This is a genomic window from Rhodococcus sp. NPDC003382 (genome assembly GCF_053589135.1).
In genome coordinates this window covers 1-23,266 of the sequence record NZ_JBSFRH010000068.1, presented here as the reverse complement: position 1 = coordinate 23,266, position 23,266 = coordinate 1, and the positions used below count along the sequence as shown (strand labels likewise).

Sequence of the window (23,266 nt, the reverse complement as noted above, 5' to 3'; positions counted from 1 at the left end):
CAATCGACAACCTAGAATGTAATATCAAGTTGTCGAACAACAACGGAGGTGGAAGTATTGGACAAGTTCAAGGGGATCGACAAGGACACCCGAGTCGTTCTCAAAGCCCTGAAGGAGGCGGGATTCGTGATTCGACGTGCGAAGAACGGCCACCCGATGGTCTATCTGGACGGCGTTCTGGTGACGATCTTCGCGGGCACCGCGAGCGACCGTCACTCGTTCCGCAACTCGCTCGCGCCGCTCAAGCGGCTCGGATTCGAGTGGCCACCGCGCCGCTGAACAGGGAAGGGCCGGGGGTGTAGGTAGCACCCCCGGCCCGACCTCAATTGTCCATCACCACACCCGACCACACGAAAGGACACCCACTGTGACCACCCAGCCGTTCAACGTCGTCGCCGAACTCGACGCGAGTTTCGACGAGGACACCGCCGAGGCGCTGCTCGCCCCCATCGCCGACTACAGCGGCGCCGCCTACCGCTCCGAACTCGGCCACGCCGAAGTGGTGTTCACCATCCCGGCCGAGGGCATCCGTCAGGCCACCAGCACCGCCCTGGCAGTCCTCGAGACCTACCCGTGGCCGCTGCGCTCGCTGCGCGTACTGACCACCGAGGATTTCGACCGCCTGGTCGAGGCGATCGACGTCCCGCCGCTGGTGTCGGTCCAGGAGGCCGCCGACGCACTCGGCATCAGCCGTCAGGCCGTCCTCAAGGCGATCACCACCGGCTCGCTCCCTGCGATCCGCGTCGGCAGTACCTGGATCGTGCGCGAATCCGCTGTGCGGGCCCGCGCGCAGCGCAGCGCCTGACCGGTACCCCGTTGGTGAATCGCCCCATCTCGAGGACAATTCGCGTCCCCGGGCCGCCCTGTCGCGCCCGGTCTGCCGCGAGGTCGCCACCTCGCCAACGAGAAGGGGGAAACACGTGCCCAGTTCTGCGCTCGTCACATCAGGAGACGGCCGGTCTCCGGTACTGATCCACGTCCCGCACGCCTCGCGCGTCATTCCGCCCGAGGTGCGCGCGGAACTGCTCGTGACCGATGTCGAGCTGGCCGCCGAACTCGACGAAGCGACCGACACCGCCACCGACGAGATCGCCGCCGCAGCGGTGCGCCACACCCGGCTCAGCCCGACGACCGTGGTCAACACCGCATCACGGCTGGTGATCGACCCCGAACGGTTCCCCGACGCGAGCGAGCCGGCCACCGCATTCGGCCGCGGCGCGGTCTACACCCGCACCTGCACCGGGACGCCGCTGCGCGCCGAGCCGTACCCGCGCACCACCGAACTGCTCGACGGCTATTTCCGTCCCTACGCCGACGCGGTCACCGCAGCCGTCGAGGACCGTCTCCGTGCGTGCGGGCGCGCGGTGATCATCGACCTGCACTCGTACCCGACAACGCCGTCCGGGTTCGAGGATCCGGACGCCGCGCGCCCCGCGCTGTGCATCGGCACCGATGTGTTTCACACCCCGGCCTGGTTGATCGAGGCCACCCGTGGCGCATTCGCGTCCCTGCCCGAGATCGGCGAGAACGCCCCCTACGCAGGCACCTATGTGCCGCTGCGCCACTACGGCCACGACGAGCGCGTGGCATCGGTGATGATCGAACTGCGCCGCGATGTCTACCTCACCGACCCGCGCACCCCCGACCCTGCGCGCGTCGACCGGCTCGGCTATGCCCTGGCCACCCTCATCGACACGGTCGCCGCGCAGGTGGCCGCCGATGTGTAAACCCAAGCCCGGCCCGCGCTGCACCCCACACATGCGCCAGCGCCTCGACCAGGCCGCCGCGCGCGTCGCCACCGCCCGCGCGCGGCTGGCCGATCACCCGGCGCACGCGCGGCTTGGGCGCCGCCTCGCTGCCGCTGAGGCCGACTACGCGCAGAACCTGGCGCTGTTCGACTCCACTCCGGGCGGGCAGGACGAGCTGCGCGCGGCGATCGAGGCCGCGGCCGACCCGAACGACCGGGACGCGCTGACCGCGCGTCTGGCAGACGCTGAGAGGCTACGAGCCGAACAGGTCGACGCGCTGCGCCGCGCCCGCGCAGGACAGACCGACGAGGAAGGAACCGACGATGCACAACGAGGAACCGATGACGCAGCAACGGCGCGAAGCGTTCTGGAGGACGTTCGGGTGGAGCCCGGACCTGCCGGAAGCCGAGCGGATCGAGATCGAGAATCGGTGGACCGACCCGAAGATCGAGGAGGCCGAAGCCCTCGGCTTCTGATCAACGGCCAGCAGATCACCCCGGCCGCCACGCACACCCTGTCTGACTCCGTGCGCGCGGGACTCGAGTCCCGCGGGTTGTCCGCGCCGCCGCTGCACGAGCTGGCGCCGGCCGATTCCGGGATCTACCGCGAGCAGATGCTCGCGCTGACCGAGAAGAACCCGCACGCTGCGTCGGTGTACGTCTACGACGAGGACGAATACCGGAACATGCAGCTGCTGGTCACCGACGACGGCAAGGCCGGTGTGGCGCTCAAAGGCGACGAGGTCGTCTCGGTGTTCGCGCACAGGGACTGCGCGCACCCCCGCGCGGCGCGCGCGATGCTCCGGCACGCCACCGCGCTCGGCGGCCGCCGCCTGGACTGTTTCGACACCGTGCTGCCGGACCTGTACGCCGACGCGGGGTTCGTGCCGGTCGCGCGGTTGAAGTGGAACGACGACTACGCCCCGGACGGCTGGGACTACGACAACTTCCGCACCTTCAACGACGGCCGCCCCGATGTGGTGTTCATGGCGTATGACCCCGACCGTGTCGGCGGCAAGTACACGCCCGGGGCGGGGGAGTACGTCGACGACTACGACGAGGGCATCGCCCGCACCCAGCAGTACCGGCCGCACTGACGAACTGCGCCGCGCTGTGGCTCGAATCCGTCCCCGCGCCTGGTTGTCCGGGCTGCGGGGCGGGCGTATTGACGCTCTGATCTGGGAAAACGACACGTCCTGAGGGGGGTGAACATGACCGTGGGAATGGCGGCGTGCCTCGTGCTGCTGGCCGCGCTCGCCGTCGGCCTGGTCGGGCTGATCGGCACGCTGGTCTACCTGGAGGTAAGTCAGTGGCGGCGAATGCGGTGCAAGCTCGAGCGGGCGCGCAGCGGGAGGCCGGGGGTCTTCTTCGATGCGCGGGACCTGGCCGGGATCGCGCGGCTTCTCGGTGTCCGGTGGCCGCGAACGCACCGCGCGTTGTGTCGACGGTTGCGGCAGGTCGGCATCGCGGAGTCGGCCGTCGAGGCTCTCGCGTTGGGTATTCGGCATTGGGACGACCAACCGGATTGGCGGCCGCTGAATGGGCGAAATCTGCGGTGACCTGCGGTGATGGCATGTCCCGGCTGGGGCGTGGCTCGGATGCGTCCCAGGCTTCGATTTCAGCGACCATCCGGGGTTGACACCTTGCAAAACATGTTTGTATAGTTGGGGCACACCAACGAAAGGGGAATGACATGGCAGGCAAGAGCATCGAGGTTCTGCGCGCGGACTACGCCGCCGCGATCGCCAGCGGCTCCAGCGAGGAGTTCCTCGCCGCCAAGACGGCGCTGATCGAGGCCACCACCGGCCGCACCCTCACCGCCGACGAGATCGCCTACCTCTAGGCCAGTAGGGAAGGGCCCCACCGGGAAACCGGTGGGGCCCTTCCCATTCCCGGACGCCGTGTGCGGTCGACACCATGCCGCCGCGCGCGGGTGCGCTGGCGCGGCGGCGGCAACTTTCACCACCGCCGCCCGGCCACCCGATACGCAACGAATATGCCTGTGAACTGCGAAAACGTCACGTCCCACCCTGTAACCGCGTCGGGACGGCCCCTCGCGGAAGGAGAATCATGGCCGCAGTAACCGGATTGCTCGCCGATCGGCTCGGCGAGATTCTGACCCGCACCGTGCGGTGTCCGTGCGGCGCGAGCGTCACCGCGCACAGCCGCGTCGTGCGCGACACCCGCAACCGCGCACTCAACACCTGTGTCGATCTCGATTTCGAGGCCACACGAGCATTCCTGATCGAGCGCCGTCCCCATCGCGGCCGGATCGAGGCTCGGTGACGGCGCGTTGCGCGCGGCTCCCACGCATTCGATGCGGGCTGTTTCTGCCCCCTGAGCTGTGATGATGGCACGTCCCGGCGAGGGTGGCCCGGTCCTCGGGTCGGATCGGTCGGCGCGTACCGAACGATGTAAATTTCCGTCCCCGATTGCAACGTTACAAAGAACTATTGTATAGTTGGGTTCGGGGGGGTGAACGGAAAAGTCCGGTGTGACAGTCGGGTTCGCTCGATTTCTGCGACTCGCGCCGACTCGGCTCGGGAACGGCAGTGTTCCCGCAGATCAAACAATACAAACCACATTTGTTAGGTAGTCCGCCGCGACGGCGGGAAGAGGAGCACGGCCATGACGAACACGGTCACAACAGCCCGAATCGACCTCGACGACCTCACCGCCACCGACGGCCCCGCACTGCGCCCGCCCACCGACTACCGCAACCTGCTGCGACTGCGCCGCAGCCTCCCCGCAGCCGCCCTCACCAGCGCATTGGCTCCGATCTTCAACCACATCGACCTGCACACCCTCGCCACCCGCGGCGCGTACCTCGCCCGCCGCGCCCTCACCGACGACGCCCCCGCCGCCGAACTGGCCGCCGTCGCGAAGGTCCTCGCCGACGCTCTCGCCGCACCCACCGCGGCCCCCGTCACCGCCGCGATCACCGCACTGCGCACCGACCCGCAGCACACCCACCGCCGCCACCTCGAGATGCTCGCCTACCGCGACCTGCTCACCAACCCCGCCGTCGTGGGCGCCCCACCGCTGCGCGCGGCCCACTGACCACCGAGATCACCGAAGGGAAGAACACCACATGACCAACATCGAGAACCCGACCGTGACCACCACCGAGGAGAACCTCGAGCACGAGCCGCTGTTCGGCGGCGTCAAGCACGCACTGGCCCACAACGAGCACTACATCGAAGAGGCCGTGCGCGTGTACCTCATGCGCGCCGTCGACGGCACCGACACCTGGATCATCGACCCCACCTGCTTCGGCGAATCGCTCTACTCGGACTACGACGAGCCCCAGAACTCCGACTGCCTGTGCGGACGCCCCGAGGAGTGCACCGACGTCCTCGAACGCATGAGAAGCGTCAACCTGCCCGACGGCAAGGAACTGATGTTCATGCTCGCCGCCGCGCTCGGCTACACGGTCACCAAGCCCTGACCCGCGCGGCCGGGCCGATTCGACCCGGCCCGGCCGCCCCGGTTTCCTATCCACCGACACGAGAAGGACCGAGAACATGAGTTCCATCGATGACACGTTCACCGCTACCCGCACCCTCGCCGCTCTGGCCGCTGTACGCGACGCACACGCAGCGAACCAGCCCGATCCCTCCGCAACCCTGGACCCGGCCGCCGCACGCGCCGTACGGGCCCGCGCGGCCCTGTTCGCCGTCGTTCCGTACGGCCAGCGCACCACCGCCGACGATGGTGACCTCGAGTCCCTGCTGGCCGACCTGGTCGCAGACCTGCGGCACCTGACCGACCAGCTCGGCATCGACTGGCACGACATCGTCCGCCGCGCCCACGGCTACCACGGCGACGAAACCGGACGCGATGCCACCGCGTCCGCTGCCGCACCTCAGGTCGAGGTCATCGTCGTGCGCGACCCCGACGGCCCGTGCGAAGTCGAGACCTTCGTCGACGGAGAGCCCGTGCACTTCACCGAGTACGTCCTCGACGCCGGTGCAGGCTGGCAGTGGGAAGACTGGACCGAAGCCCGCGACGAGAACCTGGCCACCGCCTCGCCCACCGTGCGCGCGGCCCTGCTCCGCCACTACGACGAACCGCCCGGCGGCGAGTACATCGAAGACCGCGACGACGCCCCGTGGATCGAACCCGCCCCCTCCCTCGGCCCGGCAGCGGCCGAGCGGTGACCACCACCGCCACGACGACCCGGCGCACCGGATCAGCGGTGCGCCGGGCCTTCACCCCGGCTGTGCAGCGCTACCGCGACCTGCTGCGGCGAGACGACGCCCTCGCCGACGTGCCCGACTACCTGCGCCTGTTCGACCGGGTCGACATCACCACCGTCGCCGCGCGCGGGGTCCGGCTGGCCGCCCGCGACGCCCGCGGATCCGCCGCGCAGGCCGCCGTGCTGGAGGTGTGCCGATGCGCGGGCGACGAGCCTGTCGGGCACCGGGTCGGCGTCGAGCTGTTCGCGGCCGCGACGGTCCTCGGCGAGTACCTGCGTCTGCCCGCCGCCGACCCTCTCGTCACCGACCTGGCGGCCGCGCTCGGCCGCGATCCCCGGCACGATCTGCGCACACCCGTCGAGTTGCTGATGATCGCCTACCGGCTGCTGCTCACGACCCCCGGATCACGCCTCGACCAAACGTCCTGACCAGCACCGATGACACGTCCCGCCGCTGCGCGCGGCGGCCGCGCCCGTCGAACTCGACCGGCCCGGCGAGGTGTGCCGCGCCGCGTGCCCGTCACCCTGATGCAGATTCGACACCCGCCCCGGCCCCGCGCTCCCCGAGAGTGTGGGGCCGAAAACATGCCGTGACCTGCGCGGATGACACGTCCCAGGTGGGGCCGGCGAAGTGCCGGCGCCCGCGGGCTGTGCGTCGATCGATGCCGTGATCTGCGGAAACGTCACGTCCCACGGTGTCCGCCGCTCGGTGGTTCGTCCTCGGATCGCCACCCGGGGCAACACCCCAGAGATTGAACAATGCAAAACAGTATTGTAAAGTGAACGCCGTCGGAAAGAGAGCTGACCGGCACGGATGACGTCCACTGACGACAGTGGAGAAGAGGGGTTGACGATGGCGAAGACGGTGACGGCAGTGCGGCTCGACGTGGACGGGACCGCGACGGTGATCGAGCTGGAGCAGACGGAGGCGGGTGTCGGCGAGGCGCTGCGCGCGGCGTTGGGCTGCCGGGGCTTCGACGTCGTGCGGCTGGGGGATGGCCTGGACATGTGGCTGGACGACGAGGGCTTGTGTGTGGCTGAGCCGGTGGTGAATCCGGTGGCGACCCGTATCGCCCGGTTCCACGGTTTCGTCTGGCAGCCGTACGCAGGCCCGGTGGTGTTCGCGTCGGTCGACGATGAGGGTGAGACCGAGTCCCTGGTCGGGGCGCAGATTGCGGCGTTGTTGGCGACCGCGCGCGTGGGCGGGGTCGCGGTGCTCGATGCGTCCCTCGGTGCTGTCGACGAGGATGTGGAGGTGGGAGCATGATGCGCTCGGGGGCGATCTCGGATGTTGTGCTGAACGACCGCGGCGAGGAGGTGTGATGCGGATGGTGGCATCGGTGCGGGTGCGGGTGCTCGAGAAGGCCCGGGAGGTGGTTCGGCTTCAGTGGGCGTGCGTTGCTGCTGCGTGCGGTTTCCTGGGTCTTCAGGTGGTGTTCGGCGGGTGGTGGTGGAGCGTGTCGGTGGTCTTCGCGGTGGCGGTGGCGGTCCTTGTGCTGGTGCACTTCCTGTACGTGAGGGAATTCGAGGGAGCATCGACGGCGTTCGATGCTCCGGCTTCCGGGCGATCGGCACGCTGGGAGCGTTGAGGCCGGTTCCTCGCTATCGCCGGGTTCGATTCCGCTGGGCCCGTATCGCGTGATCGCTGTGTGCTCGGCGAGGATCGGACGGTGCCCTGGAGCACTTCAGAGAAGACCAGTCAGGCAACACTTTTCATGTGATGGGATAAGATCATGCTCCCGCATCCGCGGCATCACGCCTCCCTCACCGCCGGCGAGGACATCGAGGTGGACACCTGGGTTCGGTGGTGATCTGCGTGGACGCAGGTGCATCCGGCAGGGTCAGGTGATCTTGAGGGCGGGAACACCGTCCTCGGTGCGTTGATAGAGGGTGACCGTGACGTCGAGACTGCCCGCCGCGGGGTCGTGCGCGAGAGCTGCGGCGTTGTCGGCGCAGATCGACCGTGGGCCTTCGCCGGTGTAGCAGGAATCGATCGCCGCGGGCGGGGTGTAGCGGCCACCGAGGTCGTCGACGCCGGCAATCCACTGCTCCCGCACCGTCCACCACCGCTGCACCGCTTGCTCATGGGCGAGCACCCGCGGCACCTCAACCCCGATGACCCGCACACTCGTGTAATCGGCGGCGGCGAGCTCAGCCAGCAGACGCCGCCCGTGATCGGGCCAGCGCAAAGTGCCTTCGATCAGCACGTTCTCCTGCCGATCGGTGCAGATCCGGCGGATCTGATCGATCAGCGCGGTCGACTCGTGATGCACCAGCGCGGCGAGCTCGCGTGGCGCGATCGGGTGGCCGTCGGCGAGGATGCGTTCGAGGAGGTCGCCGTAGATTCCGTCGTCGACGGCCTGGCGGATCAGGTGGTCCTTGACGATGTCGGCGTCGAGCCGCCGATAGTCCTGCAGGTCCGCGATCTGCTGGCTGAGCAGGGTGGATTTACCGGCACCGGGTGGCCCGGCGGTGATCAGCGCCGAGCGGCCCTCGCGGGGCGGGCTGGGCGCCGAGTCGAGGTATCGGTCTATGACGGTTTTGCGCAATATGCGCCGGCGGATCGAGGTGGCGTACAGAGTCGTCGTGTTGCGGGCGGAGTCGGTGTGCAGTGGCGCGTTCGGTGCGGACAGGGTCGTCAGTTGCGCGGCGACCGAGTTCCGCACCGAGGAGGCAGGATCGTTCACGCAGAACGCGCCGCCTGTTCGAGTGCGGCCTTGTTCTTGTCCATCAGCCGGCCGAGTTCGTTTTCGGTGAGCTGGCCGCGGTAGAAGGCGCGTTCGATCTCGTCCCAGCTTCCGGGTTCGTATGCGTCGGTGGCCACACCATCGACTTTCGGGACGGTGCCGAAGGTGAAGTTCCAGCCCAGCAGCTGCTGCATCATCTGCTCGGTGCTGATCTGCCCGGCGGTGCGTCGGTCGATGATCTCGGCCGGTGTCGGCTCGAGCGCCTCGGGGGTCTCGGCGCTCTGGCGCAGCAGTCGGTGCACGGTCGTCTGGGAGATGTCGAGGTGCTTTTCGATGGCGCGTTGCCGCATTCCCGCTTTGCGGGCTCGGGCCACCACGCGCAGCAGTTCGCGGTTGTCCAGGCGTAGTCGGGCGGCGACTTCGTCGAGCTCGGCGGCTGCCTGGTCGCGGGTGATGTCCATGGTGCTCATCTGCCTCACCTCCTCTGATTCATAATGAATCACCTATTCAGAATAGCTCACATCTTGCACCGCAGGCAGCATCCCCGATGGGGCACGACCAGCATCGAAGCAACTGGTTATGCCGCTACAGCGGTGCTCCTCACTCCTGTCGCAACGCGAACGCATGGGCTGAATCCCCATATATCCCCTATGGGTTATATGGGCAACCTGCCTCTGTAGTGCCGCGAACCTCGGTTAGTCGACGAGGTAGTGGGCTTCGATGTACGCGACGGTGGAGTCGTACGGTTCCCCCACCGGTTTGAGCCCGAACTTGCGGAAGACGGTGGCCGTGGCACGGCGCGCCCCACGGTTACGCGCGTCGGCGTTGTCCCAGGATTGCTTGAGGGTGTGGGTGACGACCCGGTCGATCTCCTCGGCGAGGTTGCGTTCGGTGACGGTGACCCCGGGCGGTGCGTGGTCTTCGATGATCCGTGACAGGACACCGACGTGGTCGTCGTCGACCACCACGACCGTCTCGTCGGGATGTTTTTCGGCGTTGACGATGGTGCGGGCGATCCGCAGGGCCTCGGCCAGGAACTCCAGGGCGTCCTGTGAGTTCTGGATGATCCGGTCGCGCAGCTGTTTGATGCGTTCGGCCAGGGCGGTGTACTTCGCCGAGCCCGGCTCCACACCCTTGTCGAGCGCGGCTTTGATGTGGTCGAGGATCTCCGCCGCCGAGGGCGGCGCCTGATCGTCGCTGTCGCTGTTGGTCTTGGGTCGGACCAGGGCGAGGAGTTCCTTGAGGATCGTGATGCCCTGGCTGTCGAGGACGAGGGGTTCTTCCTGGCCGGCGACCACGCTGAAGGAATGCACGTGCGCGTTGATGATCTCGAGGACCATCGGTCCGAGCTCGCCCAGGCGTTCTTTGCGGTCCTCGTCGGAGGACTTCTTGAACAACGTCGTGTACACCGACCCGAACAACGCGAACCCGCTGCGGTACTTGGCTATCCGCTTGTCGGTGGTGATCAGCGGATACAACCGCGCCAACAGCCGGTAGTCCTTGGAGAACACCTCGGTCGCGCCGGGATTCGCGTCGAGGAAGTTGTTGATCGCGCGCACCGACTCGTACCCGTGCACACTCAAGTCCAGCCCGTCGACGTCGGCGAGGAGATCTTCGATGCGGGCGAAGGTAGTGCGGAACTCGGCGACCAGCTCGGTCAGGTCGGTGACGAACCCGCCCCCGCGGCCGGTGGTGTCCTCCGCGGTCGGATCCTGCACCGCGCGCTGGACTTCCTCGGCCAGGCCGATGTAGTCCACGACCACCCCGGACGTTTTCACGAACCCGGTGGGGGAAACCCAGGTGCGGTTCGGGCGGGTGATCGTCTGGAACAGGTTGTGGGCCTTGAGCGGCTTGTCCAGATACAGCACCCCTTCGTTGGGGGCGTCGAACCCGGTCAGCAGCTTCGCGGTCACCACCAGAAAACACAGCGGATCGCTCGGGGTCAGGAACCGCCGCTTCTGCTCTTCCTCCTCGGCCTCGGAGAGCTGGTAGGCCCGCATGGCGGGGTTCTCGTCCTTCGCATCCGAGACGGAGATGTTGACCTCGGCGCAGATCCGATCGTGGTTGCCGACCTCGGCGAGCACCTGCGTGACCTCGAACCCGGCCAACAGCTCGTTGAGCTTGTCGGTGTATGCGACGGCGAGTTCACGGTTGTAGGTGACGACCTGGGCTTTGAGGCCGTTGCGGTAGGCGCCGGCGAGATAGTGGTCCACGATGTCCTGACATACCGCCTCGATGCGGTCGGGGTTGGCGAACACCGACGTGAGCCGCCCGAACTTGCGTGAGAGGGTTTCCCGATCGGGGTCGTCGAGATCGAAGTCGTCGGCGAACTGGTCGAACTCGGCCTGCAACGCCTGATCGTCGAGCTCGAACGCGACAGGGTGCGGATCGAGCATGACCGGCACTGTCGCCTCGTCCCGTAGCGACCGCGACACCGAATACCGGTGCAGCACCTTCCCGGGATCCTGCTCGTCACCGAAGAGCGCGAAGGTGTCGGTGGCGAGGTTGCGCACCGGGGTGCCGGTCATCCCGAAGAACCGCGCCTTCGGTACCGCGGCGCGCATCTGCCCGGCTAGCGACTGTGAGCGAGCCGATTGGGTGCGGTGGGCCTCGTCGACCAGCACGATGATGTTCTCGCGCGTGGACAGGTTCTTACCGGCGTCGGCGAACTTGTGCACGGTCGTGGAGATCACCCCCCGCACGTCATCGGCCAACAGTCTGCGCAGCTCGGCGCTGGTGGCCGGCTGATGGAAGTAGGCATCGCCCATTGCGGAGGTGAACACCCCCGAGGTCTGCCGCACCAGCTGGGTGCGGTCCGAGCACAGGATGATCGTGGGCGAGTCGGTCCGGGTATCGGCCAGCAGCAGCGACGCCGCGAACACCATCAGCAGCGTCTTCCCGGAGCCCTGGTGATGCCAGATCAAGCCCTTGGATCCGCCGTCGAGGACCCGCTGGTGGATCAGGTGTGCGGCTTCCATCTGCGGGTAGCGGGGAAGGTACTTCTTGTCGGTTCCGCCGCCGGAGGTGTCGAAGAGAACGAAGTCGGCGAGCATTTCCACGACCGTGGTCGGATTGAGCAGCAGTTCGACGGAGCGTTGCACGTCGGCCTGCCCGGCCAGGTTCTCGTCGTCGGCGGTGGATCGGAACGGCTGCCACAGGTTCGTCGGTGCGCCGGCGGCCCCGAACCGCAGCTTGAGCCCGTCGGAGGCGACCGAGAAGACATTGGCGGTGAAGAACCACGGGTATTCGGCGGCGTAGACGTCGTTGATCTCGCGGGCGGCGTCGGCCCATCCGGATTTCGCGGTCGGGGATTTCACCTCGACCACCACCACAGGCAGCCCGTTGATCCAGTAGACGAGGTCGAACCGGCGGGAGGTCTTGCCGGGGACGGTGATGGGCACCTCGTCGGACACGACCAGGGTGTTGCCGGTCGGATGCTCGAAGTCGACGAGCCGCAGGGCGTGCCAGATGCCGTCGGTGTCCCGGAATTCCTTGTGGCCGCGCAGCAGGTGCAGGACCTGTTCGTTGGCGCGCACGAGTCCGCCGTCGACGGCGTTGACGGTGGCGACGATTTCGTCGACGACCGCGTCGACATCGAACCCGTCGATCACCGTGGGGTTGAGCCGGACGACGGCGTCGCGCAGGTGCCCGGTCAGCACGGTCTGGGTGGTTTCGCGCGGTAGTGACCTGCCGGCGGTGTAGCCCCAGCCGAGGGGGAGGGACCATTGGATCATCAGGTTCTGGAACTCGCGTTCGCGGATGCCCTTGGCCACGTTCAGACTCCCAACTTGGCAGGCTCGATGTCGATGGTGCGATCGAGCAACCCTGCGAGCACTCTCGACCGAACAGAACGTAAGTGGTTTGCTTCGCACCTGAGCGCGGCGACAGTGCCACTTATCGAGTCGAGTTCCGCAGCGATCCGCTCCTGATCCGCGGTATTCGGGAGGCACACCCGCATCCGAACTGCGCGCATGGCAGTGATGTGCTTGATATTGGTGCCGCCCGCGATGTCGAGGAACGTACCCGACTCGTAGGCCCACAGGCACCAGTGGTTCACGAATGCGGGGATGCTGACGCCGGCAATGGCGCGGTACCGCAGGAGCGTCTTCTGGAAGCAGATGGGGTCTGGCAGCTCGCCACGCCACATTGCGGGCATACCGACTGCCGACTGGCTTGCGCTGCCCTCAGATACGAGTACATCGCCCGGCACCAGGGAAAACACCTTGCGTTCGTTCGGGTCGAAGTTCATCTCGAACACATCGGTCAGATCGAGCGTCCCGTACCCCACATTGGCGGACCGTAGGTACGGAGTCATATATGGCCCGGTGGCGTACTTCGGTGCCCGCTGTCGACCCATCGTGATCTCGAACGCCTCGTCGGCACGGACTGCCTGAGCGTTTTGATCGTTGACCAACTCGGCGCGAATTCGTCGCAGCACTGCATGCAATGTCCTGGCTTCGCTATCGAGTGCGGCGATCTGGTCGTCGAGTGCGGCGATTACTCCCACAATCTGCTCTTGCACCGGCAACGGTGGCAGGGCGACCGGGATGAGCGCGAGGCTCTTCGAATTCAGGGTCTTGCCCTTAACGGCGCGAGGTGCGTTCTCTGTAAGGTCATGGGACTCCAGCCATGCGGCGAGGTACCGGTCATCGACTGCGGAACGGTCATGCGGATCAATACGAACGATTGCCTCGTTCGGGTAGACGTCCCGCTCCGCGAATCCGACTCGGCCGATGGTGAGCTTGAAGCTCATCAACAACGAGCCAGCTGGGGCCAGTTTGACCTTCCTGTCCTTGATTGCAACATCCGTGACCCCTTCACGCGTTGGGTTCACCGTCCATGACCGACCAGGCATATCCGCAATGGTGCAGAACGGGTGCGTGGTGTCTGTCGTCCAATAGTCTGGGTTCTTGCGGTCGGGTGTACGGCCGATCGAGAGGTCAGCAATTGCACCGAGAGTGGTTCGCTTCCACTCATTCATCGAAGCCCTCGATTCCGGCAGCGGCAAGGACGGCAAGCATGCGCTGCTCGGTCTCTTGTCGTTCGGCGCGGGCGAGGTTGTACGCCTCGATAAGCGTGGGCATGTCCTGCTGCTCATCCGCGGCGCGCTGGATGTATCTGCTGATGCTCAAGTCATAGTCGTTCGGCTTGGACTTGATCTCATCGAGGGGGACGAATCGTGCCGCAAGCCCGCCTTCTCCGTCGGAGTCCGCAGGATTGCCATCTGCATCGAAGTCCGAGTGATAGGACGTCACTACATCGGCGATATCCGTTTCTGTGAGGAGATTGCGGTTCTTGGCCTTGATGAACCGTTCAGAAGCGTCGATGAACAGCACGCCGTTTTGTCGTTCCGGGACCTTGGTGCCCGAGGCCCGGAAGACCAAAATCGCTGTGGGGATGTTGGTGCTGTAGAAGAGGTTCGCAGGCAGACCGATGACAGCTTCAAGCAGGTCGTCGTCCAAGGCACGTTGCCGGATGGCGGCTTCCGAACCACCGCGGAAGAGGACACCGTGGGGTAGGACGATACCGGCGCGGCCCTTCTTCGGGTCCATCGACGCGATCATGTGCTGCACGAACGCCCAGTCCGCCGACGATTGCGGTGCGACTCCGCCGAGGGCGCGCGGGTCGTTGGTCCAGGGCTTCCACTTCAGGCTGTACGGGGGGTTGGCGAGGATCACGTCGAACTGCGCGATCGATCCGTCGGGCTTCTTGAAGCGTGGTTCCTTCAGGGTGTCGCCGACCTCGACCTGAAACTCGGTGAGGTTGTGCATGAACAGGTTCATGCGGGCCACACCCGCGGTGTCAGCGACTGCCTCCTGCCCGTACAGCTGCAACGAGTAGCCCTTCTTGCCGCGGGCCTTGAGGAAACCAGCAGAGGCGATGAGCATGCCACCGGATCCGCACGTCGGGTCGTACACCGACTCGTAGTCGTGGGGATCGAGGATCTCGACGATCAGCTCGACGACCTCGCGCGGGGTGAAGAACTGGCCGGCACGGGTACCGGATCCGTCGGAGAACCGCTTGAGCAGGTACTCGTACGCCCCGCCGAGCACGTCGTGGGACATGTTGCCCTCGTGCATCTTCGGGGTGCGATCCATCGCCTGCATGACCGCCGCCAACACCTCGGCCGAGAGCACTTCCTCTGACGTCCACGTCATCGACCCGAACAGGCGGGAGAACTTGTCCGGATTGGCTGTCTCGATTGCTTGAAGGGAAGCACGCACCCGCTGGCCGAGGCCCGCCTGGGTGATGGTGGCCAGGATCGAGGCCCAGGAGGCGCGGCGTTCCTGGACGGTGCCGGGGTGGATCAGCGGGATCTCGAACGACTGGTAGTCCCGGTATTCGATCTCGTGGGCCTCCTCGACGGACAGATCGTCGAGCAACCCGTCGTTCTCGTCCAGGAACACCTCGTGCTGGTGCTCCCAGGTGTCCGACAGGTACTTCCAGAACATCAGCGGGAAGACAACCGAGGAGTACTGCGCTTCGGGCATCGCCACGCGTAGCTCGTCCGCGGCGTCCCAGAGCCGGTTCTCGATCTCCTGCTGGGTCACTGTCATCAGTCCGGGTGTCCTTGCTCGTCGAAAGGTAGCGACCAGAAGGCCGCGGTGATGCGGTTCATCAGCCTATTTGGGATGTTCCGGACGACTCGCGAGGGGTAGAGCGTTCGTCGGACGCAGGGCGGCAGAAGCAGCCCGGAGGTGATCAGCGTCGAACCCGACCTCCCCGGATAACCAAGCCGAGGTGCCGGTCGATCACGGTTTGCAGAACATGCGCCCGCGGATCGAGACGGCGCCGAGAAGAACAGTTAGACAGTGAAACGTTCGTCTCATGACCGGCGATAGGGCAGTGGAGGTCGGCTTCACGCCGGCACACCGAACACCCGTTCCCGGATCATTCGCCCTGCGGTCCGGGAACGGACGGGCCACCATCCCCCCGCCGGTGGCCCGAACTGCTGGAAGGCTCGACCAGAACCCCCCGCTGATCGAGCCTTCCAGCGCAGCACACAGACGAGCGCGCGCGGTGCAAGCAGAGTCCTTTCCCGCGGGAGTCGCTGCCCGCGCGGCGGGTGGAGCGTGCGTTCACCAGGGTGTGTCATGGACCTCGCCCGGACCTCAGAACCGGTGCAACCACCGAGACCTTCGGCTGAACCTCGATCCCGCCCCATGCCGCGCGCGTCGAGGGACGTTCCATCGATGCAGGTAGATGCGCTGTCAGCATCGACGTGCTCCGCGCGGTCAGCCCGCCCGAGCGGTGGGGGACGGGGTTCCGCTGCTGATGGTGTCTCGGGCGCCTGATTGATGAGGACCGTCTCCTGCGGTGACGTCGATCAGAGCGGAGCCCCGGCACACAGGGTCCGGCCCGTCCCAGCCGGAACTCCAGCGGCCCGCTCGATCCGGTGGGCGACTACAGAGAATCTCGTTCCCGGCGCACAGCCGGTCGTGCTCGGCGCCCGCTCCCGGCGGTGGCCACGTGGCCGGCGGGCGTCACTCCTGTCCAACCTCACTTGCACCTGGGGTGGGGGCGTGAGACGTAACATCTCCAGCTCAGGCAGGGAGAATCGATACGAACGTCGGGAGATGAACGTCTTTCACCGCGCTCGCCGCGACGACCTCGACGCACCGCGCATTGTGCTGGATCTGAATTACTGTCGCTGACTTCCCTGGCCCTGCCGCTGTCCGGGAATCTCGGAATCGGCATTGCCGGACTGTGTCGGTGGGGTCGAATACGCTCGCGGACGAGCATGATCGCAACGTCGAGCGGTAGAGGTGGTCCGGTGGCCGGCTTCAAGATGAACCCGAACGTCGAGAAGGAACTCGCCAAGCAGGTGCAGGGCAGCATGCAACGCGAGATCGATGCCGTGTACCGCCAGTACAAGGGCCAGCCCGTGGCGACAGTCAAGACTGCACTGAAACGCAAGCTCGGCACCGCGCTTGCGGAGCCGTCGCTGTCGAACATCGCTGAAGCGATCAGCCGGGGCGAGAAGATCAACGTCAAGCTCTGATCGCCCGAACACGTCGGGCGCTTCGCCGCCAGCCGGTCGGGGACCGGTGTACTCGGTACCCCGGTCGAGGGCTGCATGGAGGCCGGTGCGGGCAGCGAGGTCGGCCCGATGATGCTCCGCGCGTGTGGGGAAGCATCGTGAGGACCCGAAAGCCGGGACGCCCAGTTCAAACCGTCAAAGGTGCAGTTCCTCGCATCGCTCCTGGTTCGTGGGAGGGGTCGAATCCTGTGTGGTCACCGGTGATGACGTCCCGGATGGCGCGCGGGGGATATAGCGGGCTGGCCACTGATCGGCAGTGGTGTGATCGGAGTTGGAGTGGTGTCTGCTGCTGGGCCGGATACGGTGCGGCGCGTGTACAGCGACGAGGTCTTGGTGCGGTTGGTGACTGCGGTGCGAGAGTTGGATCCGCAGCCGCGGCAGCGGCGGTGGGTGAGCGCGAGCTTCTGTGTCCTCGACGCGGTTTTCAGTATCGGCGCGCACTATGACCGCCATGTCGTGCCGGTGGTGCAGCGGGTTGCCGCCGACTTCGGTGTTGCATCGCCGTCGGTGCCGATATCGGTGCGCGAGTCCGCCGATCCTGTTCCGCTCGATTCGTTTCTCGACCGCTACCGGTCGGTGGATGCACTCCTGGAGGTGGTGAAGAACCGGCAGAACACCTCGACCCGGGGCGGGATCCGTAAGGCCGACGCGGCGCTGCGGTACGCGGAGGTGCTGTGCGAGCACGAGGTGACCACTGTCGACGATGCCCGGACGTTGCTGACCGACGGCGACCGCTTGGATGCGGTCGAGGCGGCGTTGCGGCAGGTTCCGGGTGAGGGCGGGTCGGGTGTACGTCGCGGCTATTTGTGGATGCTGATCGGTGATCAGGACACCGTCAAACCCGATCGGATGGTGCTGCGGTGGCTCGCCCGCCACGGCGCCGATACGACACCGGATTCGGCGCGTGGGATTCTTCGAGACATCGCCCGAGAGTTGAGAGCCGGCTCAGGGCGGGAGGTCACTGCGTGGGAGGTCGATCACGCGATTTGGCAAGCCGCTCGCTCCGGACGGTGACACCTGGGTTTCGACCCACGTGGTCGGGGATAGCTCACAAGACGGCCGCACGACCTCGCCCGTACCGGGCATCGCCAGATCGGCCAGCGTTCACCCACCCGGAAGGCACGCGCGGGGCGGAACCCAGCCTAGATGTCGTCCACTGTGGTCGGGGTCGACCACGCGTCGGCCTCTCGTTTCACGTCCTCCGGCGCGAACTCGTTCAGGCGCGCGGATACCTTTGCGCGCAAAGCACTTCGGGCCGCCCTCATGCCTGTAATACGCATGCCGCGAACGTGCTTCGCTGTTTCCGCAGCCTCCTCTGTCAGCACTCCGGCTGTCGACTTCGCATGATCGGCCACCATCTCGATCGCTTGGAAGAGATCATGAATCGCCACCCGGACCTCGTCGTCACTCACGAACAGCAGCGCGCGGTGTACCGCCAATTTGGCGGCCACCCGCTGATCCGACCACTCGCGGTGAACGTCCCGTGTGTAGCCCGCACCGAGAGGTAGATGGGACGCTGCCAACTGCATCGCATCGAGGTGAGGCCACAGAATCACCAACTCAGACCGCTGCGCAGCCAGGTGCTCTGCATGAGCTCGCCGCTCGTGCAGCTCGTCGGACTTGCTGAGTTGTGCCTCGACCCGCTCGCGATACGCGCTGATTTCCCGTTCTACCCGAGCGTCGGCGTCGACCTTGGCGGCAGCCGCGTCGACCTTCGCAGCCTCGGCGGATCTCCGCGCGACGGCGGTTTGACGTAGAGCGACCACCACCGCCGCGAGCGTCGACATGCCCGACAACCACGTCGCGGCGGCGCCCCACTGCGCCGCACCCCAGCGAGACCAGAACCCGAACGCGAGGACGAACGGCACCACAGCGGCCAGCACGTACACGGTCCACCACGGCAGCGTGATCGGCGTTGTCATCGCCGTGTGCACCCGACTGATCCATGACGGTGGCGGTTCCGGTGTCGACTGCGGAGGCGTTGGCTCGCTGCCGGGATCGGCCTGCTGATCGTCGCCGGGGGTCTGCTGTGTCTCGACAGTCACGCGCGGAATCTACGCGACCGTGATTCACACCCCTGCGACACCGTCGGACCGCCTTGCGCGACCGGCGTCGAAACTTGACTGGCCGACCCGTGCGCCGACCCCGGTACTCGCTGTCGAAGACGGAAAGGTTGATTGAAGGTGATGCCTTCGCTGCTGCCTCGCTCAGTGAGTGGTCTTGATTGGTTACGGACGGCACAAGCTTGACATCAATCTGGGGTTGCGAAGCGCACGCTTACGAAATGTGGCCGGGGTCGGGCACACTGTCACCTGGAGTATCGGCACGCTGAGAAGTGAGGAGTCCTGTGGTAGTTCGGGTTGACGTTGCCCCCAGCCTCCTGGAGTGGGCCGTCGAGCGCGCTGGGTGGGACGAGGAGACCACCCAGAAGCGTGCCCCGAAGCTCGACGGGTGGCTCAGCGGAGACCAGCGCCCAACCCTCAAGCAACTGGAGCAGTTCGCCCACGCCACCCACACGCCGTTCGGTCTCCTGTTCCTGCCCGAGCCCCCCGCCGAGCCGGTTCCTATCCCCGATATGCGCACGATCGGCAACGTCGCGGTCCCGCGACCGTCGGCGGACCTGTTGGACACGATCTATATGTGCCAGGCCCGTCAGGAGTGGTACCGGGAGTACGAGCGCCAGCAGGGCAGCGAACCCTTACAGTTCGTGGGGTCCGCCACGGTGGACACACCTTCGGTCCAGAGCGCCCGGGAGATCCGGCAGGCGTTGGGCTTCGACCTGACGAACCGTTCGCGGTACGCCAACTCCGACGACGCACTGCGGCAATTGATCGACCTGATCGAAGGCATCGGCGTACTCGTGATGGTCAGTGGGATCGTCGGAGGCGACACTCACCGGGCACTCGATCCAGACGAGTTCCGCGGGTTCGCGCTCTCTGATCCCCTCGCCCCTCTGATCTTCGTCAACGGCGCTGACACCAAGGCCGCACAGATCTTCACCTTGATCCACGAGCTCGCACACATCTGGCTGGGTGGGAGTGCGCTGTCGGATGCCGCGATGTTCTCGCGCGACGGCAACGCTGAGGAACTCTGGTGCAATCGTGTGGCCGCCGAGGTGCTCGTCCCCCTTTCGTCTCTCCGGAGCGACTATCAGGGCATGCCCACAGCCCAGGAGGTCACTCGGCTCGCGCGGCGCTACAAGGTCAGCACCCTCGTCATCTTGAAGAGGTTCTTCGATGCGAAGTTCCTCTCGTGGGATCGATACCGAGAGCTCTACGACGCTGAACGCGAGAACGTCATGATGCACGCCCAGCGCAATCGCGGAAGCGGCGGGAATTACTACAACACCCAGCCGCTTCGCCTGAGCCGTCACTTCGCCCGCGCGGTGATCGCAAGCACGTATGAGGGCGATACGAGCTACCGCGAGGCGTACCAGTTGCTCGGCACGCGCAAACACGAGACGTTCACCCGTCTTGCAGACGAGATCGGAGTCGCGTGATGTTTCTCGTTGACGCGAACATCCTGATCGAAGCAAAGAACCGCTACTACGGCTTCGACATCGCCCCGGGGTTCTGGGTGTGGTTGGAGAACGCGCACGCCAACGAGTTGGTGTGCAGCATCGAGGCCGTGAGCGACGAACTGCTCGCCGGAGATGACGAGTTGTCCGAGTGGGCCCAGGCGAACAGTGCCTTCTTCCGGCCACTCGACGCTGTTGCCACCGGACAGTTCCAACCGCTGACCAGCTGGGCTCACTCGCAGAACTTCCTGCCGGCCGCGCTGGCGGCATTCGCGGGCAACGCAGCCGATTACCAACTCGTGGCGTACGCCAGCGCGCACAACCACACGATGGTGACTCATGAGCAGTCGAACCCTGCGCGCCGGAACAGGGTGATGATCCCCGACGCATGCGCTGCCATGGGGGTGACCTCGATCGGCACGTTCGAGATGATGCGTCGCACTGGCGCGAAGCTCGACCTCCGGAGTTGACCTCCCAGAATATCGGCCAGCGATACCGGGTTCGACAATGGAGTGGGACATTTGGGGACCGCGACAGGAGCTGGCCGCGTTGGGGCCGTGGTCGGTTTCGATCACGGCGGTGTAGTCCGAATGGGTGAACCCCAGCGTGTCCTCCACGGGCATCTGAGGTGGTTGTCGGTGCCGGTCGCTAGATTCGTACAGGGTCCAGCGCGGTGCGGGACCAACGGTCCGGAGGTAGTAGATGGAACCCGTCACGTTGATCGCAGCGGCGGTCGCAATCGGAGCGTCCGAGGGTGCGCGCGAGACGACGAAGCAGGCGATCGGTGACGCCTACGCCGCGCTGAAGAACTGGATCGCGAGCAGGTATGGCTCGGTGACCTCTGAGATCGAAGGGCTGGAGCAGGAGCCCGATGAAGGGCTGCGGCGTGCGCTTCTGGAGAAGAAGCTCGCCCAAGCCGGCGCAGGCAACGACCTGCAGTTGCATGCACTCGCGCAGGCCCTCCTGTCCGCGGTCGATGACCAGGCACCCGATGTCCCCGCCACGGTAGGTGTGTTCCTGCGGCGCGCATCGGTCGGCGGCGATATCGAAGTTGCGGACATCTCGGTCGGCGGTGGCAGCGGCGTGGTTGCGGAAGACGTCGTAGCCGGAGGTTCGTTGCGGATCCAGGGCGTCTCCGCACGCGGCTCCCAGGAGCCGCCCCACCCTCCCCGGGCGCGGGAGCAGTAGCCGACGAGCCTGCTTCCGCGCAGTCCTTCACTTCCGCGCAACGGAATGTCAACGTTGGGCGCGACAACATTACCCACGTCACGTTCGGCGCCACTGATGCCGGCAACAGTGGTGGTCGCATTCGCGCGGTCACGGCCGCGGTCGAAGCGTTTCCGATCGGACATGGCCTATGGTCCGTCACGGTGGACAACGGGACGTCCGGTCCCATCACCGACCTGGAAGTTGACGTGTACACGGTGGACAGCAACGGTGCGCGCTCGCTAGACCGGTGCCGGCCTGCGAAGGGAAACGTCTCGTTGCGCGATCTCTTCCGGGAACTGCTCACGGATGGTCTGAGCGGCACTCTCGATGCGATCGGAACTCGCGCCCAGTCGGTGTACTCGCCTATGCCGTGGGGAATGCAGGGAGTCCCGCAGCAACTCGGATCCTACGGCGGCATGATGGCCGGCCACGCCGCCAACTCTCCCCAGTTGTCCGGGGTGCTCCAGTGGGCCCAACAGCAGATGCTCGATCGGTTTCCGCAGGTGGTGCGCCGTGGTGAGTCTGCGCGCGTGCTGTACACCGTGGACGGGGACGTCGAGGTGCGCGCCGACATCCTGTTCGCGGATGAGGTAGGAGACCTTTGGCGTCGCAGACATGGTCAGCTTCCTGAGCCGGTGCTGGAAGGCGAGTAGATCGGGAGTCGTTGGCGGCTCCTGATCCGGCTCGTCGTCCCTGTAGCCGCGTCTTTGCTCGTACGCACACTGGGCCTGAGTCCGGTTCGCAGTGATTCTGTCGGTGGCGTGGCGGTGTGCGCCGGTGCGCGGTCGTTCTCCGCGATCGCTGAACGGGTTGGCTGGCGATGCGCCGGGGAAACGCTGGGCAGTCTGGGAATCGAGGGGCGTCTTCCGTCGATGGCAAGACCTTTGCGGGGCGCGAAGGGCACAGCAGGGCATCTGACGTATCTGTTCGCTGCCCTGTAGGTGTTTGGTTTCGGTGGTGGTGGGTTTTTCGGGTTGTGACCTGGGGTGATGGCATGTGCCGTGAGGTTCGGTTCCTGTCCGGTGCGGTCCGGTTTGGTGGGGTGTTGGGAGGGCCGCGGTGTGGGTTGTCTCGGGTGCCGTGCCACGTTGGAGAACCGTTCGGTTCGTGGTGGGCTCGCGCGGGGCCCACACTGCGGCCCTTGTCGGTGTCGAGCGGTGTTCGAGCACCTTCACCGACGTTGGTGAGGTTGTCGGGTGGTGGTTGGTTGCGGTGTGGTGTCGGTGGTGGTGGGTGTTGTGGGGTTGTGGCCTGGGGTGATGGCGTGTCCTGGGTGGGGCCGGCGCTTGGTGGTGGTTGGGGCCGGCGGGTTGGTGGGGTGGGTTGATGCCGGTTTTGGGCGTTTTTCTAATTGTGTTGTGGCGCAAGGTATGTGGTGAAAGTGGTTGGTGTGTAGTGAAACCGACAGACTTTGCGCATAGAGCTTCGACTGTTTGACGTGTTTCTGTTGGGAGAGTGTGTATTTCGGTTCTTATCGTTTCGTGTCGTGTTCGATGCCTGTCTGGGTGGTGGGGTATGATGGAGGCATGACATCGGGACGGGTTGAGAGCGACGGGGCGGGTCGGACTGCGGCGCGCGCAGCGCGTCCCCGGCTCTCGTTCGGGTGTGGGGGAGTCGAGGGGGTGACGATGAAATATGTTGGTGAGACTGCGATTTCGATTTCGAGGGGAGCGCAGCGACGCGTTCGACGGCAGCCTGAGGTGACGCCTCGCGAGCCGCGTAGCGGCTCCCTGGAGGGGAGCGGAGCGACCCTCCCCCGTTCCCCGGCGCGGAGCGCCGGGGGCCTCCCGAACTGGATGCGTTCGGTGGCATAGCGCAGCGTGTGGTCGTGTACGGCGGCGGGCGCGCCGGCCGGGGGGGGCGCGTT

Annotated in this window: 25 protein-coding genes; 19 read left to right on the top strand and 6 right to left on the bottom strand. The window is 66.1% G+C overall.

The genetic code is table 11. The features are described 5' to 3' along the window. Positions 1 to 57: 57 nt before the first annotated feature. From ACWDUD_RS28525 to ACWDUD_RS28465, 13 genes are all read left to right on the top strand, one after another. A complete protein-coding gene (locus ACWDUD_RS28525; RefSeq protein WP_450111516.1) occupies positions 58 to 279 on the top strand; it encodes a hypothetical protein in 222 nt (73 codons plus the stop codon). Positions 280 to 367: 88 nt separating this feature from the next. Beyond that, the gene (locus tag ACWDUD_RS28520; RefSeq protein ID WP_450111515.1) at positions 368 to 805 is read left to right on the top strand and encodes a helix-turn-helix domain-containing protein; all 438 of its coding nucleotides are present in this window, start codon (positions 368 to 370) and stop codon (positions 803 to 805) included. Positions 806 to 920: 115 nt separating this feature from the next. Continuing rightward, positions 921 to 1,727 (top strand): N-formylglutamate amidohydrolase, encoded by an 807-nt coding sequence (locus tag ACWDUD_RS28515; RefSeq protein ID WP_450111514.1) that lies wholly within the window; start codon positions 921 to 923, stop codon positions 1,725 to 1,727. Further along, complete coding sequence (locus ACWDUD_RS28510) at positions 1,720 to 2,844, top strand: hypothetical protein (RefSeq protein ID WP_450111513.1); 1,125 nt, start codon at positions 1,720 to 1,722, stop codon at positions 2,842 to 2,844. The genes ACWDUD_RS28515 and ACWDUD_RS28510 overlap by 8 nt, the downstream gene beginning before the upstream one ends. A 114-nt stretch (positions 2,845 to 2,958) precedes the next feature. Next, positions 2,959 to 3,306, top strand: a complete 348-nt coding sequence (locus ACWDUD_RS28505; protein WP_450111512.1) for a hypothetical protein — start codon at positions 2,959 to 2,961, stop codon at positions 3,304 to 3,306. Positions 3,307 to 3,440: 134 nt separating this feature from the next. Further along, positions 3,441 to 3,590 (top strand): hypothetical protein, encoded by a 150-nt coding sequence (locus tag ACWDUD_RS28500; RefSeq protein WP_378526478.1) that lies wholly within the window; start codon positions 3,441 to 3,443, stop codon positions 3,588 to 3,590. 227 nt (positions 3,591 to 3,817) lie between these two features. Next, positions 3,818 to 4,033 (top strand): hypothetical protein, encoded by a 216-nt coding sequence (locus ACWDUD_RS28495; protein WP_450111511.1) that lies wholly within the window; start codon positions 3,818 to 3,820, stop codon positions 4,031 to 4,033. A gap of 342 nt (positions 4,034 to 4,375) precedes the next feature. Beyond that, positions 4,376 to 4,807: a hypothetical protein gene (locus tag ACWDUD_RS28490; RefSeq protein ID WP_450111510.1), complete on the top strand. Its 432-nt coding sequence runs from the start codon at positions 4,376 to 4,378 to the stop codon at positions 4,805 to 4,807. Between the two features lie 31 nt (positions 4,808 to 4,838). Then, positions 4,839 to 5,195, top strand: a complete 357-nt coding sequence (locus ACWDUD_RS28485; protein ID WP_450111509.1) for a hypothetical protein — start codon at positions 4,839 to 4,841, stop codon at positions 5,193 to 5,195. A gap of 76 nt (positions 5,196 to 5,271) precedes the next feature. Then, entirely contained in the window at positions 5,272 to 5,907 is a 636-nt protein-coding gene (locus tag ACWDUD_RS28480) for a hypothetical protein (protein WP_450111508.1), read from the top strand. Further along, positions 5,904 to 6,374, top strand: coding sequence for a hypothetical protein (locus ACWDUD_RS28475; RefSeq protein ID WP_450111507.1), 471 nt, complete (start codon positions 5,904 to 5,906; stop codon positions 6,372 to 6,374). The genes ACWDUD_RS28480 and ACWDUD_RS28475 overlap by 4 nt, the downstream gene beginning before the upstream one ends. A gap of 424 nt (positions 6,375 to 6,798) precedes the next feature. Continuing rightward, positions 6,799 to 7,212, top strand: a complete 414-nt coding sequence (locus ACWDUD_RS28470; protein WP_450111506.1) for a DUF3846 domain-containing protein — start codon at positions 6,799 to 6,801, stop codon at positions 7,210 to 7,212. Positions 7,213 to 7,267: 55 nt separating this feature from the next. Next, a complete protein-coding gene (locus tag ACWDUD_RS28465; protein ID WP_450111505.1) occupies positions 7,268 to 7,534 on the top strand; it encodes a hypothetical protein in 267 nt (88 codons plus the stop codon). Positions 7,535 to 7,786: 252 nt separating this feature from the next. On the opposite strand, the gene ACWDUD_RS28460 is transcribed toward ACWDUD_RS28465, so the two are convergent. The 5 genes from ACWDUD_RS28460 to ACWDUD_RS28440 all read right to left on the bottom strand — a co-directional run bounded on the left by ACWDUD_RS28460 (position 7,787) and on the right by ACWDUD_RS28440 (position 15,189). Next, entirely contained in the window at positions 7,787 to 8,632 is an 846-nt protein-coding gene (locus tag ACWDUD_RS28460; RefSeq protein WP_450111504.1) for a zeta toxin family protein, read from the bottom strand. Further along, on the bottom strand, positions 8,629 to 9,102 hold the full coding sequence (locus ACWDUD_RS28455) for a winged helix-turn-helix domain-containing protein (protein ID WP_450111503.1): 474 nt from the start codon (positions 9,100 to 9,102) through the stop codon (positions 8,629 to 8,631). Before ACWDUD_RS28455 ends, ACWDUD_RS28460 begins: the two co-directional genes overlap by 4 nt. A 225-nt stretch (positions 9,103 to 9,327) precedes the next feature. Next, positions 9,328 to 12,405, bottom strand: a complete 3,078-nt coding sequence (locus ACWDUD_RS28450) for a type I restriction endonuclease subunit R (RefSeq protein ID WP_450111502.1) — start codon at positions 12,403 to 12,405, stop codon at positions 9,328 to 9,330. Between the two features lie 2 nt (positions 12,406 to 12,407). Next, positions 12,408 to 13,613 (bottom strand): restriction endonuclease subunit S, encoded by a 1,206-nt coding sequence (locus ACWDUD_RS28445; protein ID WP_450111501.1) that lies wholly within the window; start codon positions 13,611 to 13,613, stop codon positions 12,408 to 12,410. Next, positions 13,606 to 15,189, bottom strand: coding sequence for an N-6 DNA methylase (locus ACWDUD_RS28440; RefSeq protein WP_450111500.1), 1,584 nt, complete (start codon positions 15,187 to 15,189; stop codon positions 13,606 to 13,608). Before ACWDUD_RS28440 ends, ACWDUD_RS28445 begins: the two co-directional genes overlap by 8 nt. A 1,217-nt stretch (positions 15,190 to 16,406) precedes the next feature. Here ACWDUD_RS28440 and ACWDUD_RS28435 point away from each other — a divergent pair. Beyond that, on the top strand, positions 16,407 to 16,634 hold the full coding sequence (locus ACWDUD_RS28435; protein WP_450111499.1) for a hypothetical protein: 228 nt from the start codon (positions 16,407 to 16,409) through the stop codon (positions 16,632 to 16,634). Between the two features lie 351 nt (positions 16,635 to 16,985). Then, positions 16,986 to 17,687 (top strand): hypothetical protein, encoded by a 702-nt coding sequence (locus ACWDUD_RS28430; protein WP_450111498.1) that lies wholly within the window; start codon positions 16,986 to 16,988, stop codon positions 17,685 to 17,687. A gap of 128 nt (positions 17,688 to 17,815) precedes the next feature. On the opposite strand, the gene ACWDUD_RS28425 is transcribed toward ACWDUD_RS28430, so the two are convergent. Beyond that, entirely contained in the window at positions 17,816 to 18,718 is a 903-nt protein-coding gene (locus ACWDUD_RS28425) for a hypothetical protein (protein ID WP_450111497.1), read from the bottom strand. 302 nt (positions 18,719 to 19,020) lie between these two features. On the opposite strand from ACWDUD_RS28425, the gene ACWDUD_RS28420 reads away from it, so the two are divergent. The 4 genes from ACWDUD_RS28420 (at position 19,021) to ACWDUD_RS28405 (ending at position 22,052) form a co-directional block, all read left to right on the top strand. Further along, complete coding sequence (locus ACWDUD_RS28420; RefSeq protein WP_450111496.1) at positions 19,021 to 20,172, top strand: ImmA/IrrE family metallo-endopeptidase; 1,152 nt, start codon at positions 19,021 to 19,023, stop codon at positions 20,170 to 20,172. Further along, positions 20,172 to 20,660 (top strand): DUF4411 family protein, encoded by a 489-nt coding sequence (locus ACWDUD_RS28415; protein WP_450111527.1) that lies wholly within the window; start codon positions 20,172 to 20,174, stop codon positions 20,658 to 20,660. Before ACWDUD_RS28420 ends, ACWDUD_RS28415 begins: the two co-directional genes overlap by 1 nt. Positions 20,661 to 20,892: 232 nt before the next feature. Beyond that, positions 20,893 to 21,378, top strand: a complete 486-nt coding sequence (locus ACWDUD_RS28410) for a hypothetical protein (protein WP_450111495.1) — start codon at positions 20,893 to 20,895, stop codon at positions 21,376 to 21,378. 182 nt (positions 21,379 to 21,560) lie between these two features. After that, on the top strand, positions 21,561 to 22,052 hold the full coding sequence (locus tag ACWDUD_RS28405) for a hypothetical protein (RefSeq protein WP_450111494.1): 492 nt from the start codon (positions 21,561 to 21,563) through the stop codon (positions 22,050 to 22,052). Positions 22,053 to 23,266 lie beyond the last annotated feature (1,214 nt).